This window comes from Micavibrio aeruginosavorus, from assembly GCF_051245535.1.
Lineage (GTDB): Bacteria > Pseudomonadota > Alphaproteobacteria > Micavibrionales > Micavibrionaceae > Micavibrio > Micavibrio aeruginosavorus_D.
Window position 1 is genome coordinate 568,629 of sequence record NZ_CP195303.1, and the last position, 13,938, is coordinate 582,566.

Annotated in this window: 12 protein-coding genes; 9 read left to right on the top strand and 3 right to left on the bottom strand. The window is 51.1% G+C overall.

Going from position 1 to position 13,938, the window contains the following annotated elements:
* Positions 1 to 5 precede the first annotated feature (5 nt).
* The 3 genes from ACSC94_RS02810 to asnB are packed head-to-tail and all read left to right on the top strand — an operon-like array spanning position 6 to position 4,025.
* Entirely contained in the window at positions 6 to 866 is an 861-nt protein-coding gene (locus ACSC94_RS02810) for an NAD-dependent epimerase/dehydratase family protein (RefSeq protein WP_435641553.1), read from the top strand.
* Entirely contained in the window at positions 859 to 2,022 is a 1,164-nt protein-coding gene (locus ACSC94_RS02815; RefSeq protein ID WP_435641554.1) for a glycosyltransferase family 1 protein, read from the top strand. The genes ACSC94_RS02810 and ACSC94_RS02815 overlap by 8 nt, the downstream gene beginning before the upstream one ends.
* Positions 2,023 to 2,027: 5 nt before the next feature.
* On the top strand, positions 2,028 to 4,025 hold the full coding sequence (gene asnB / locus ACSC94_RS02820; protein WP_435641555.1) for an asparagine synthase (glutamine-hydrolyzing): 1,998 nt from the start codon (positions 2,028 to 2,030) through the stop codon (positions 4,023 to 4,025).
* 66 nt (positions 4,026 to 4,091) lie between these two features.
* Here asnB and ACSC94_RS02825 read toward each other — a convergent pair whose 3' ends face one another.
* Positions 4,092 to 5,405, bottom strand: a complete 1,314-nt coding sequence (locus tag ACSC94_RS02825; RefSeq protein WP_435641556.1) for an O-acetylhomoserine aminocarboxypropyltransferase/cysteine synthase family protein — start codon at positions 5,403 to 5,405, stop codon at positions 4,092 to 4,094.
* A 210-nt stretch (positions 5,406 to 5,615) separates the two neighbouring features.
* Between ACSC94_RS02825 and rplM the strand changes: the two genes are divergently transcribed.
* The 4 genes from rplM to ACSC94_RS02845 all read left to right on the top strand — a co-directional run bounded on the left by rplM (position 5,616) and on the right by ACSC94_RS02845 (position 7,929).
* Positions 5,616 to 6,077 (top strand): 50S ribosomal protein L13, encoded by a 462-nt coding sequence (gene rplM, locus ACSC94_RS02830; RefSeq protein WP_435641557.1) that lies wholly within the window; start codon positions 5,616 to 5,618, stop codon positions 6,075 to 6,077.
* A 25-nt stretch (positions 6,078 to 6,102) separates the two neighbouring features.
* Entirely contained in the window at positions 6,103 to 6,591 is a 489-nt protein-coding gene (rpsI, locus tag ACSC94_RS02835) for a 30S ribosomal protein S9 (RefSeq protein WP_435641558.1), read from the top strand.
* A gap of 85 nt (positions 6,592 to 6,676) precedes the next feature.
* Complete coding sequence (locus tag ACSC94_RS02840) at positions 6,677 to 7,204, top strand: gamma carbonic anhydrase family protein (RefSeq protein WP_435641559.1); 528 nt, start codon at positions 6,677 to 6,679, stop codon at positions 7,202 to 7,204.
* Positions 7,201 to 7,929: a hypothetical protein gene (locus ACSC94_RS02845; protein ID WP_435641560.1), complete on the top strand. Its 729-nt coding sequence runs from the start codon at positions 7,201 to 7,203 to the stop codon at positions 7,927 to 7,929. Before ACSC94_RS02840 ends, ACSC94_RS02845 begins: the two co-directional genes overlap by 4 nt.
* A 121-nt stretch (positions 7,930 to 8,050) precedes the next feature.
* On the opposite strand, the gene phaC is transcribed toward ACSC94_RS02845, so the two are convergent.
* Complete coding sequence (phaC, locus tag ACSC94_RS02850; RefSeq protein WP_435641561.1) at positions 8,051 to 9,904, bottom strand: class I poly(R)-hydroxyalkanoic acid synthase; 1,854 nt, start codon at positions 9,902 to 9,904, stop codon at positions 8,051 to 8,053.
* Positions 9,905 to 10,118: 214 nt separating this feature from the next.
* On the bottom strand, positions 10,119 to 11,378 hold the full coding sequence (locus ACSC94_RS02855) for a GGDEF domain-containing protein (RefSeq protein ID WP_435641562.1): 1,260 nt from the start codon (positions 11,376 to 11,378) through the stop codon (positions 10,119 to 10,121).
* A gap of 282 nt (positions 11,379 to 11,660) precedes the next feature.
* Here ACSC94_RS02855 and ACSC94_RS02860 point away from each other — a divergent pair, with 282 nt between their 5' ends.
* Together ACSC94_RS02860 and ACSC94_RS02865 are read left to right on the top strand one after the other, a co-directional pair.
* Positions 11,661 to 12,467: an OmpA family protein gene (locus ACSC94_RS02860; RefSeq protein WP_435641563.1), complete on the top strand. Its 807-nt coding sequence runs from the start codon at positions 11,661 to 11,663 to the stop codon at positions 12,465 to 12,467.
* A gap of 127 nt (positions 12,468 to 12,594) precedes the next feature.
* On the top strand, positions 12,595 to 13,893 hold the full coding sequence (locus ACSC94_RS02865) for a homoserine dehydrogenase (protein WP_435641564.1): 1,299 nt from the start codon (positions 12,595 to 12,597) through the stop codon (positions 13,891 to 13,893).
* The last annotated feature ends 45 nt before the right edge of the window (positions 13,894 to 13,938 follow it).

Consider the following 13,938-nt stretch of genomic DNA (forward strand, 5'->3'; position numbering starts at 1 on the left):
AGCTGATGAAAGTACTTGTAACTGGAGCGAATGGCCTTTTAGGGCGTCGTTTGGCGCAAAGATTGAGTGATCGAAACTCTGTTCATGCCGTCGTTCGAGCTATGCCGGAAAACCCTTTGAGTAACGTTGAGTATCATAAAATAGATTTGGGTGGCGAGTGGAGTGATGCTTCTTTGCCTCGTGATATTGATGTGATTTTCCATCTGGCTCAATCGGAGAATTTTAGGAACTTTCCGGACAAGGCCATGGATATTTTCCGTGTTAATGTCGACTCTACTGCGCGCCTTCTTGATTTTGCAAAAAGAGTAAGCGCAAAGCATTTTGTTTATGCGTCGTCTGGCGGTGTGTATGGCACAGGAAACCAAGCGTTTCATGAGAACTCACCGATAACATCTCATGGCAAGCTAGGTTATTATCTGGGTAGTAAGCTATGCAGTGAGATTTTGGTAGAAAATTACGCTCAGTGTATGATCGTAAACATTGTCAGATTTTTCTTTATTTACGGTCCAGAACAAAAACGATCAATGTTGATACCACGTTTGGTTGATAGCGTGCGTGATGGGCGTGCAATTCAGTTGCAAGGTGAACGCGGGATCTCAATAAATCCAATACATGTTTCTGATGCTGTCGTCGCGTTAGAAAAAATAATGGATATAAAAGAAAGCGCCACTTTCAACATGGCTGGAGCAGAATCTTTCTCTTTGCGCGATATCGCAATGATGGCGGGGGCCGTAATTGGAAAAGATCCCGTCTTTGAGAAGGTTGGCGATGAAGGGCAAAATATAATTGCTAATATTGATTTGATGAAAAAAATCCTTGTTGAACCGTCTATCTCATTAAGAGACGGGCTTAAGCAGCTTGTTTAAAGCGCAGGGGCGTAAAGTGAAGGTTGTCCATTGCCCGACAATGGTTGGAGGTAACCCCCAGGGCCTTTCTAGAGCTGAGCGAGAGTTGGGTCTTGATAGTAAGTCAATATGCCTATCTTCAACTTATCTTGATTATCCAGCCGATGAAATTGTTTATAAAGTTAGCGCGCCTCTAATTGAAAACGAAGTGAGGCGGTGGATTTGTATTGTGCGAATCTTAATGAGTTACGATGTTATTCATTATAATTTTGGTGAGACGTTGGCGCCTACAATTTTAATGAACAAAACGGGAAAGTATGCGGGTTGGAAGGTCTGGCTATACAACAATGCATACGCACGTTGGGTTGACATGATCGATCTAAAAATCGCGCGTTTTATTGGGAAGGTTGTCACCGTTACTTATCAAGGCGATGATGCCCGTCAGGGTGATTTTTGCCGACGTGAATATCCAATCCATTTTTGCCATTATGTTGATAAAAATTATTACACAGACGCTAGTGATAGGTATAAGCGCAGAAAAATAGCTACTTTTGATCGGTATGCACATTTTATTTATGCAGTTAATCCTGATCTCCTAAAAGTATTGCCGCCGAGATCAAAGTTTATTCCTTATGCAAGCGTTGATCCGCGAGACTGGATGCTGCCCAATAGAACTTGGATTGACCGGGCGAAACCTCTTCATATTGTGCATGCGCCCAGCAATAGGAAAGTTAAGGGGTCTGATTTTGTTATTGATGCGCTCAATCGTTTGGAGGCGGAAGGAATACCATTTCATTTCACTTTGGTTGAGGGTGTATCAAATAAAGAGGCTCGAGAGATATATGAATCTGCCGATATTCTTGTCGATCAGCTTTTAGCAGGGTTTTATGGTGGGTTAGCTGTCGAATTGATGGCCTTGGGATGTCCGGTTATAAGTTATCTGAGGGAGGATGATTTGCGACTGTTGCCGGATCCTATGCGCCGTGAAATTCCAATAATAAATGCAACGCCAGATACAATTTATGACGTACTTAAATCTTTTCTGACTGTCCGTAGAGGCGATCTTTCTGTGATTGGTGCGCGAGGACGAAACTATGTTGAGAAGTGGCATGATCCGCGCCTAATTGCTCAAGGAATGTACGATGACGCCCTGTCGGTTTTGAGTGCAGAGGGATAATAAAAATGTGTGGGGTTTTTGGTTTTATTGCTGCAGAAAAAATATCAAGCAATGTTGTGTATGGGGCAACAAAGATAATCCAACATCGGGGGCCTGATGACGAAGGATATGTCTTTTTTAATCGAAATGAGCCACCCCATGTCCTGTTTGGTACTGATACGCCGATAGTGCATGGTAATCCTGTTCCTGAATGGTTCCCGTCACGATCCATTAATACGGATATTATAGATTCTGCCGTGGGGTTGGGGCATCGTCGGTTGTCAATTCTTGATTTGTCTCCATTTGGACATCAGCCTATGTGTTATGATGGGGCGAGATATTGGATAACTTATAATGGTGAGATTTATAATTACCTTGAACTTCGGAAAGATCTTGAATCTCTAGGGCATAAATTCATTACTGAAACGGACACAGAAGTCATTCTTGCTGCTTATAGTGAATGGGGTTCGGACTGTCTCAATCGCTTTAATGGAATGTGGGCTTTTGCGATCTATGATCGAATTGAGAATAGAGTTTTCTTGGCCCGAGATCGCTTTGGAGTGAAGCCGCTTTACTATTGGTTTTCTTCGAAGGGGGATTTTTATTTTGCATCTGAAATAAAGCAATTTACGACCATCCCTGGTTGGGAAGCCGTTTTAAATTATCAGAAGGCCTATGACTTTTTAGTATGGGGAGTTACTGATCATACCGACGAGACATTATTTGATCGAGTTTTTCACATCTCTCCTGGGCATTATGCTGAAATTGATGTTTCTTTTGGTGTGAGAAATGACTTTGGCCGTATTGATCTGAGGCGATGGTACAAGATTGAGAAAAAATGTAGTTCAGGTTATTCATTTGATGAATTGTCTTCAAAATTTAGAGATATTTTGAAGGAATCTGTTCGCTTGCGTTTGCGATCGGATGTGCCTGTGGGGTCATGCTTATCAGGGGGGCTTGATTCTTCGTCGATTGTATGTCTCATGAGAGACATTTTGCTTGAGAGTGGTTCCAACAATATACAAAAGACGTTCTCGGCTCTTTCGCAAGTTCAAGAATTTAGTGAAGAAAAGTGGATCAAAAAGGTCGTTGATAAAACAAGTGCTGAGCCGCATGTTGTATGTCCTAATCTTGATGATCTTTTTGATGTTTCAACGACTTTAACTTGGCATCAAGATGAGCCTTTTGGTTCAACTAGTTTATTTGCACAGTGGAGTGTTTTTGAACTGGCCGCCAAAAATAATGTACGCGTTATGCTGGACGGACAGGGTGCTGATGAACAATTATTTGGTTATCACGGTGCGCTTGGTATTCGTTTGGGTAGCTTGTTTAGAGCGGGTCGTTGGAAACAAATGGTTCGCGAAATGATTTTAGTCCATAAAAATCTTGGCTATTCATATGGATTTTTATTGGAGAAATGGGCGTCTGCAATTGTTCCATATTTTCTTCAAAATGTTTTACGCTCATTTTCTAGGCGTACAGTTCCCGCCCCAGGATGGGTTAACTGGAGTTTGTTGCAAGTGAATCAAACTTCTCCGTTTAGAGGAAAAGAAGGGTCAGTTTATGATTATTGCAATGCTCAAATGACCTCCACAAATTTGCAGATGCTTCTTCATTGGGAGGATCGAGATTCAATGGCGCATTCGATTGAGTCCCGTGTTCCATTTTTAGATTATAGGTTGGTAGAATTTTCTATGAGCTTGCCAGATGACTACAAAATTTTTGATGGTGTAACGAAGCTTATTCTGCGTGCTTCTATGAGCGGAACTATTCCTGATGATATTCGTGATCGTGTGGATAAAGTTGGCTTTGCTACGCCTGAAGAGGTGTGGATACGAGAAGCGAATCCAGACCTGTTTAGAAGAAAACTGGAAGAATCAATTAAAAACTCTAAGGGTGTTTTGAATGAGGAATGTCTAGGGATTCTGGAAGATATAATCGCCGGGCGCCGTCCATTTAATTTTTGCATTTGGCGAATGATTTGTTTTGGTGAGTGGATGAAGCTTTTTTCTGTACGCGTATAAACAATCATTATTGTTAAAGAAAAACGCCCGCCTATCTGACGGGCGTTTTTCTTTTTTCTAATGCCATCAGGCGTTTGCCAACGCCTGATTCAAATCCTCAATAATATCCTCAACGCTCTCAATCCCAATCGACAGGCGGACCACTTCCGGTCCAACGCCGGCGCCTTTTTGTTGGTCGGGGGTCATTTGGGCGTGGGTGGTGGAGGCGGGGTGGATGATCAGGCTGCGGGTGTCGCCGATGTTGGCGAGGTGGCTGAACAATTTTGTGGATTGGACGGCTTTGCCAGCATCTACGCCGTCTTTCACAGCGAAGGTGAAAACGGAACCACCCCAACCATTGCGCAGATATTTTTTCGCGAGTGTATTGTATGGGCTGGAGGGCAGGGCGGAGTGGTTGACCTTGGCCACCTTGGCGTGGTTTGCCAAAAATTCGGCGACCTTGATCGCATTCGTGCAATGGCGTTCCATGCGCAAAGCGAGGGTTTCGATGCCGTTCATGGTGATCCATGCGTTCATCGGTTGTTGGTTCATCCCTAAATCACGCAGGCCCACGGCGTGGTTGTGAATGGCCACGGGCATGGTCGGGAATTCTTTGGCGAAGACAATGCCGTTATAGCCTTTGTCCGGTTGGGTGAGGGCCGGGAATTTATCGGCATGTTTCATCCAGTCAAATTTGCCACCATCAACCACGCATCCGCCCATGGCGTTGCCCTGGCCGTTCAGGAATTTGGTGGTGGAATGCACGATGATCGATGCGCCATATTCAAACGGGCGGCACAAATATGGTGTGGCAATGGTGTTATCGACGATCAGGGGAATGCCCGCGTGGTCGGCGATTTTGGCAATGGCTTCCAGATCGACAATGACGCCTTCCGGGTTTGACAATGTTTCAACGAAAATCGCGCGCGTGCGCTCGGTGATGGCGGCGCGGAAATTGTCCGGGTTGGTTGGGTCAACGAAATTGGTTTTCCATCCGAATGATCGGCTGAAGCTCAACCCCAATTGGTTGGCGGTGCCGCCGTATAATTTTTTGGAGGCAACGATTTCATCGCCCGCATTCATCAACGTGAACAGGATGAGCAGGTGACCGGACAGGCCAGAGGCCGTGCAGGTGGCACCCGTGCCACCTTCCAACGCGGCGATTCGTTCTTCCAGTGCCGCAACGGTCGGGTTGGTCAGGCGAGAATAGGAATAGCCCATTTCGCGCAGTTGAAAGATATCGGCGGCCTGTTTCGCGTCTTTAAAGACGAAGGCGGCGGATTGGTGAATCGGCAGAGTCCGGGCGCCCGTGGTCGGATCCGGGGCGGCCCCGGCATGGACGGAGAGGGTCTCAAAGCCCTGTTGGGCGGCGGTTTGGTCTTTCATTGTCGTGCTTCCCATTGTTTTTCCCCTTATTTCAATCGTTTTTGCGAGGGTATTATAATACCCTTTTTGTAAGGGGTTGTTTTTAAACGTGTTTTTCAAAACCTTTGTCACTTATTTGTGTTGACTTGAGTTCTGGAATGTTTCATAACCGCACAGCTTTAAAGGCAACACGGCCAATGGCGGGCATTGTCCCCCGCCATGGACTAGAAAACAAGGTTGAAAGTGATGAAGACATATTCTGCAAAACCCAGTGATATCCAGAAGAAATGGGTCATTGTTGACGCCGAGGGCGTTGTTCTGGGCCGTCTGGCCTGCGTTATTGCCGACCATTTGCGCGGCAAGCACAAAACCACCTTTACCCCGCACATGGACGATGGCGACAACGTGATCGTTATCAACGCGGAAAAAGTGAAAATTACCGGTAAGAAAAAAGAACAAGACATTTTCTACTGGCACACTGGCTATCCGGGCGGGATCAAAGGCCGCACGAAGGGCGAAATCCTGGAAGGCAAATATCCGGGCCGTGTTATCGAGAAGGCTGTTGAGCGCATGATGCCGGAAGGCCCGCTGACCAACCATCTGATGACCAACCTGCGTATTTTCGCCGGGACTGAACACCCGCATGCTGCACAAAATCCGGAAATTCTGGATGTTGCTGCCATGAACCCGAAAAACAAACGCAAATAATCGTCACAGGTAAGGAATTTACAAAATGGCTACGAAAACTGAAACCGTGAACGATCTGAAAGACCTGAAACAAGCTGTTGGCATTGATGTTGCCGCACCGGTTGTGCGTGAACGCAAAGTCGATGCTCAGGGCCGTTCCTATGGCACGGGCCGTCGTAAGGACGCCGTTGCTCGCGTATGGGTAAAGCCGGGCAAAGGCACCGTGACCGTCAATGGTCGTGACCAGTCCGTTTACTTCGCACGTCAAACACAACGCCTGATCCTGAACCAACCGTTCCTGATCTGCGACCGCGTCGGTGAATTCGACGTGATCTGCACGGTCACTGGCGGTGGTTTGTCCGGTCAGGCTGGTGCTGTGCGCCACGGTATCTCCCGTGCTCTGCAATGCTTCGACCCGGCCCTGCGCCCGGTTCTGAAGAAAGCCGGCATGCTGACCCGTGACAGCCGCGTTGTTGAACGTAAAAAGATCGGTCTGCACAAAGCCCGTCGTTCCAAACAGTGGGCAAAGCGTTAATCATTTCGCTTTCCGTACAAAATTTCAAAAACGCCCGGTTCGTCCGGGCGTTTTTTCTATGGCGCTTTTGTGATAGGGTTTCGTCATGTTTACACGCGCATTCAAAGGAAAATTACCGCAGATCGATGCTTCGGCTTTCATCGCCGAAACGGCGGCCATTATTGGTGATGTCGTGGTGGGGGCAGGGGCCAGTATTTGGTATGGCTGCGTTTTGCGGGGTGATGTGAACAATATCATCATCGGCGCGCGCACGAATATTCAGGATGGCACGATCGTGCATGTCTCGTCCTCGACCCAAGGCACCTATGTCGGCGACGATGTGACGGTGGGGCATGGCGCGATCTTGCACGCCTGTACCATTGGTGACCGTGCCTTTATCGGCATGCAGGCCTGCGTCATGGATGATGCAACGGTCGAGTCCGATGCCATGGTTGCGGCCGGGGCGCTGGTCACGCCGGGGAAAATTGTGCCATCGGGGCAATTATGGGGTGGCCGTCCGGCGCGTTATATGCGGGATTTGACGGCGGATGAAAAAAACTTCCTTCTCTTTTCCGCTGAACGTTACGCCACATTGGCGCAGACCTATCGAGCGGAACACGGTGCTGCGGAATGACACATGAAATTCTGCCATCTGGTATTCTGGTCGCAACGGATGGAATGCATGAACCGGTGAAGGCCCTGGGGCAGCAGAATTACATCCATTTGACGGGTGGAATTTATTTGCCCGTTCCCATGCATGAATTGAGCTTGCCCCAGTTGCAGGATGTCAACCGCCTGCGCGACGATGGTTTTAAATCCGGGCTTGAGCAGAAGAATGACACCCTGAAAATCATGGTGGCCAATGCGGTGCAGGATTTTTCCGAAGATCGTGCGTTGACGATCGTTGATGTCGGCAGCGGCCAAACCACCATTGCGCCATATTTTTCGAAAATATCCCGTTATGTGTCGATTGATATCGATCCGCATGTTGTTGCCACATTGAATGCGCAAGGTGTTGAATCTCATGCTGCGGAAAATATCCGGGAAATCGGCCTGAACAATGACGGTATCAACGTCCTGATTGCGCTTTATATGTTGCAGTTCCGAATTGATGAAAATTTATTTGCAGATCTGGCATCCATCATGCGGGGCCATGATGTGATGTTTGCCAATCTTTACCGCATTGATAATGATCGTAAGGAATGGCTGCGGGAGCGTATTGTTGCCGCAGGTTTAACCATCGGGCCGGAAATTGCGGATACGAAAATATCGCCGGGACGGCAAGTGTTTTGGACGGTGGCGAAAGATCAAGGCGCAGCCGATCGGTTGGCGGCGATGTTTGGGGCGAAGCTGAACTAGCGCCCTCTCCCTTCGGGAGAGGGCTGGGGTGAGGGGCTTCCTTTGTGCGTGGGCTTCATCCCCTCACCCTAACCCTCTCCCGGAGGGAGAGGGGACAAGAAGGGAGCGCTGTTTTCAGAAATTACTCCGCTCTCGCCTTCACGTAACTGCCGGGGGCATTTTCAATCGGTTTGAGCGTGCCGCCGCCGGGTTTACGGGCGGGAACTTTGGCACCGGATTTGCCTTCAATCCACTTGATCCAATCATCCCACCACGATCCTTCGTAATGTTTGGCATCGGCCAGCCATTTGTCGGGGGATGATTTCAGGTCGTTGTTCTTCCAATATCCGTATTTCCCCGATGTCGGCGGGTTCACCACGCCTGCAACGTGGCCAGACATGGCCAACGTGAATTGAACATCACCACCCAAAATGCGCGCGCCGGAGAAGGTCGCCATCCATGGCGCAATATGGTCTTCCTTGGCCGACAGGAAATAGGCGGGGGTGTCGATCTTGTGCGCATCAATGGGGATATCGTCAATCTTGATCGCGCCGGGCCGCACCAGCCTGTTTTCAATGTACATGTTGCGCAGGTAATAGCTGTGCATCGCTGCGGGCATATTGGTTGAATCGTCGTTCCAGTACAGCAAATCAAACGGGAACGGTTCGCGGCCCAGCAGGTAGTTATTGACGACGAAACCCCAGATCAAGTCATTGGCGCGGAGCAGGCTGAACGTATCTTTCAATCGTTGCGCGGCCAGGAAACCGCGTTCCGACATTTCATTTTCCATCGCGTGGAGCTGTTCCTCGTCGATGAACACCTTGATATCGCCCGCATCTTCAAAATCGATCAGCGTGGTCAGGAAGGTGGCAGAGGCAATACGGGTTTCTTCACCCTTGCCGCGCCCCTTCATCCACGCCAATGCAGTGGTCAGCAACGTGCCGCCCAGACAGTAACCAATGACGTTGCAATCTTTCTCGCCCGTTGCGGCTTCAACCGCGTCCAACGCGCTTAAAATTCCATCCTTCATATAATCAATGAAGGTTTTCATGGCCAGCCGCTTGTCCGGGTTGGCCCATGAGATGATAAAGACGGTCTGTCCCTTGTCCAGAAGGTAGCGGATAAACGAATTGTCCGGGCGCAGATCAAGGATATAAAATTTATTGATCCATGGCGGAATGATGAGAAGGGGGCGTTTATAAACATCCTTCGTCGTCGGTTCGTACTGGATCAACTGGATCAGGTCGTTTTGATAGACAACTTTGCCCGGTGTTGTGGCAATGTTTTCACCGATTTTAAAGGCGTCGTAATCGGTGGTGCTGATCTGCAACTTCCCGCGACCGCGTTCCAGATCTTCCAGCAGGTTCTGAAACCCTTTGACCAGGTTTTCGCCGTTGCTTTCAATCGTGGCCTGCAAAACATCCGGGTTGGTCAGGACGAAATTGCTGGGCGCCATCGCATCAACGATCTGGCGCGTGTAAAATTCAACCTTGCGGCGCGTATCGGGGTCCAACCCTTCGGTTTTGCGCACGACGTCGTTCATCCATCGGCTGGACATTAAATAAGATTGCTTGATGAAATCGAACAGGGCGCTGTCCTGCCATGCGGCGTTTTTGAAACGGCGGTCGCCCTTGTCCGGGGCGAAGTGGGGGGCGACATCTTCACCGGCCATACGGCGGGCGCTGTCCTGCCACAACGTCATCCAGTTGCGCCAATATTCGGCCTGCATCTCGGTCAGCTTTTGCGGGTCTGAATAAAGATGCTGCATAAAATCGACCCATGCGCGCGTGGCATTCATGGGGTCCAAGGCCATGCCACCGGGATGGTGCATGGTGATGTCCTGTTGCTTCTGCAACCAGCTTTGCATGATCGGTTGAATTTGACCGTAGGCCTGCGTCAGGCTCTTGCTCAACGCCATGGGATCGAACGGCAGGTCTTGCTGAACCTGTTTCGTTTCATCCATCGGTGTTTCGGTGGGCGTTTTCTTTTTGGTCATAAGATGCCTCCGGGCCATGCGGCATCATCGTGCCCGAAAACGGCATAAATTTAAACCGGAAAGGCGATAACAGCGATATTCATCCCAATAGTATCGTCACCCCGGAAAAGGCGTCAGCCTTTGTCCGGGGTTCTGGCCGTGATGTGTCGGCATCTTCACGGCATAAATCCCGGCTCGCCCTGCGGGCGTCCGGGATGACAGGGAATTGGGGGGCTTAATTCAACCGCGGCGGCGGGGCATCGTCGTCGAATGAAATCTGGTTCAGGATGGTTTCGTCAATAACCACCTGATTCCGGCCATTTTGCTTGGCGCGGTATAACGCATGGTCGGCGCGGACCAGCATGGTGTTGATCGATTCATTCGGGTCGTTGGGGTTCAGCGATGCGACCCCGATGCTGACCGTCATTTTGGTGATAATGCCATCACCGGAATCGATGACTTTTTCTTCGATCAGTCGGCGCAGGCGTTCGGCCACCTTGTATGCACCCGTGGTATCCGTTTCGGGCAGCAGAACGGCAAATTCCTCACCACCCAAACGGCCAATCATCGGCGCGGCTTCGTCTTCCATATCCGACTGCAATGTGTTGCGGGCCAGGCGGTTGAGATTCATGTCATCAACCCGGGTCACGATATCGGTATTACGCAAAAATTCCGCACTGCTGGTGGCCAGCAATTTGATGGCGATATCCCCAACATGGTGGCCAAACGTGTCGTTGATCTTCTTGAAATTGTCGATGTCCAGCAACAGGATGGACAGTGGACGTTTATAGCGGATTGCGCGGATAACTTCGACCGATTCACGCATGAAATGGCGGCGGTTGCTGATTCCGGTCAGCTCATCCGTCGTGGCCATGCGTTCAAGGTTGAGTTCGAGGGCATAGGCCTTCCGGCGTGTCAGAATAACGATATAGGTAATGGCGGTGCCCAGTGATGCATACATCATCACGAAATAATTGGCGTTGACCATTTGCACCGGGGTGTAACCCTTGAGCGTCATCATACCGTTGATGATGACGAATGAAAAACTGCTCATCAGCAAGGCTGAGCGCACCGAGGGCATCAACGGAACCAGCAGGAAGGGAACCAGCGCACCCGCCAACCCAATGGTGAACCCGTCGGGGATCAGCAACAAAATGTGCGACACGTTAAACACCATGGCGACCAACGCCGCCACGGCCACGGATTCACAAATCTGTCCGGCAATGGGCAAGAACATCAGGAACAGCAGGAAGAGATAGAGCGGAACCAGATACAAACGCACAGGAATAAGGTGCGGCAGTAATTCGCCCCCGGCCAGAATGAAGTCCCAGTAAATGAAAAGAGGGTAGAGCAGTGTCGCGACGATCAAGCATGTCCGCACGAACGGAACAAACCGTTCGCGCTGCGCATCCAGATATTTCTCCTCAACTTCGTCAGAGAAGGAGACGGGCTTTGGGAGGCTGAACAATTGCGTCCAACGCGGGAACGTCGACACGGCGGGCCAATCCTTTTCTATGTCCCTGAAAAATCAGGGGAATTTTTACACAAGATAGACGGGGGTGAACCCCAAGCTCATCCTAGGGGAAGAGGGTTACTTTATTGTTAAATAACGCAGAATTCTGCGGATTTAATCGCTGGTTTGAACGGAATATGCGGGAACATACGGGAAAACTTGGCCCCCATGCCCCGGAACCCCTTGAAAAGCCGGGATTCGCGGGCCACCATAGGGCCCGATTTTGAATCACACTTTACCGCCCCTTCCGCGGAGGATATCCCTTTGAAACCGTTTAAACTTCTGACTTTGTCCTGCGTGTCCGTTCTGGCCTTGTCCATGGCGGCGTGCGGCCAGTTCGCCCGTGATCTTGATACGGCGTTCAATGGCGGTTTCAACGATCCGGCCTATACGGTCAGCCAGCCTGACATCACCATGCCAACGCCCCCGGCGCGCGTGGATTACAACAGCCTGGCCGCCCAATATTCCAACAGCTCGGTTCAACTCTACACGCTGGATGATGCGCCGGTTCCGGTGCGCCAGTCGGTGCAGATGTCAGGGGATATGCGTTACACCGCAAGCGGTTTGCAATCCAGCACGGACCCGTCGGTTACGGTGTTCCCGTTTGCCGATGGTGGCTACGTTCCGGGTGCGCGCCCGACGCAGGCCCAGCATCGCGGTGGCCCGTTATTGCCGATGCCAACGGACATTGGTGGCATTCCAACCTATGCCGGAAATCCGGCCCGCATTTACTTTGAACACGGCTCCGCCGCGCTCAGCGTAACAACGCGTCAGGTTCTGGGCAGCGTGGCCCAGCGTTATCTGGAACAAACACCTGGTTACATGGTTGAAGTGGGCGGTCACGCCAGCACGCGCACCGATGTCGCCGATCCGGTGAAAAGCCGCATTATCAACTTCGACATGTCGATGAAACGGGCCATGGCGGTCACCAAACAACTGATCCGTGACGGTGTTCCGGTGGACGTGGTCAAGGCCACGGCCTATGGCGACACGCATCCGGCCGTTGTTGAAAACAGCGCCGCAGACGAAGCCCACAACCGCCGCGTTGAAATCATCACCCGCCCGCGCTAACCACTTTTGACGTCATTCCCGCGAAAGCGGGGATCCAGAGAGACAGGATAAAGCTGTCCAAATGGCTCTGGATCCCGGGTCAAGCCCGGGATGACAAAATTCAGAGATCCCGATAAAGGAGATAGCTATGTCCGCTGAAACGTTCCGGATTGGTCTGGCTGGTCTGGGGACCGTCGGCGTGGGTGTTGTTAAAATCCTGCAAACCCATGCGGACATGATCGCCGCGCGGGCCGGGCGCAAGATCGAAGTTCTGGCGGTCAGTGCGCGTGATCCAAACCGCGATCGCGGTGTTGATCTTTCCGCTTATGAATGGACCGATGACCCCGCGCGCATGGCGGGCGACCCGCGTCTGGATGCGGTGGTTGAAGTCATGGGCGGGTCCGATGGCCCGGCGCTGAACCTGGTCGAAACCGCATTGAAGGCCCGCAAGCCGGTTGTCACGGCGAACAAGGCTCTGATCGCGACGCATGGCGTGCGTTTGGCGGGCCTGTCCGACCAAACCGGAACCCCGTTGAAGTTTGAAGCGGCTGTCGCTGGCGGTATTCCTGTGATCAAGGCCCTGCGTGAAAGCTTCGCGGGCAACCGCCTGAACGCCGTCTATGGCATTTTGAATGGCACCTGCAACTACATCCTGACCGAAATGCGCCGTACGGGCCGCAATTTCCTCGATGTGTTGGAGGAGGCGCAGGCCAAAGGCTATGCCGAATCTGACCCGACCTTTGACATTGATGGTATTGATGCCGCGCATAAACTCTCGATCCTGACGGCTTTGGGTTTCGGGGTGAAACCCGATTTTCCGGCTATGAAGATCGCCGGTATTCGCCATGTAACGGCGGGTGATATCGATCATGCGGCGGAACTGGGCTATCGCATCAAATTGCTGGGTGTGGCCCGGCGGTTGGATGATGGCAAGATCGTGCAATCGGTCGAGCCCTGTCTGGTTCCCGAGGGGCACCCGCTGGCTGCTGTGGACGATGTGTTTAACGCTGTGTTCGTTGATGGCGATTTCATGGGCAAGGAAATGTTGGTCGGGCGCGGTGCGGGCGAGGGGCCGACGGCGTCCGCCGTTGTGGCCGACCTGATCGATCTGGTGCGCGGTGATCGTGGCCCGTCTTTTGGTGTTCCGGTGGATGATCTGGTCACGGCCACATGGGCGGGACCGGCGGATATTATCAGCGGGTTCTACCTGCATTTGACCGTATTGGACAAACCCGGCGTTCTGGCCGCCGTGTCGGCGATCCTGCGTGATTATAATGTTTCGGTGGAAACCATGATCCAACGGGGCCGCAACCCGGACCAGCCGGTGTCCATCGTTCTGACCACCCATGAATCACGCCAATCCGACATTGATGGCGCGTGTGCGGACATCGCCAAATTACCGCTGGTCACCGGGGCACCCTGTGTGATGAAGCTGGTTGAGGTCTAAATAAAAAACAGGCCGCAAAATCTGCGGCCTGTTTTCTTTACGCGA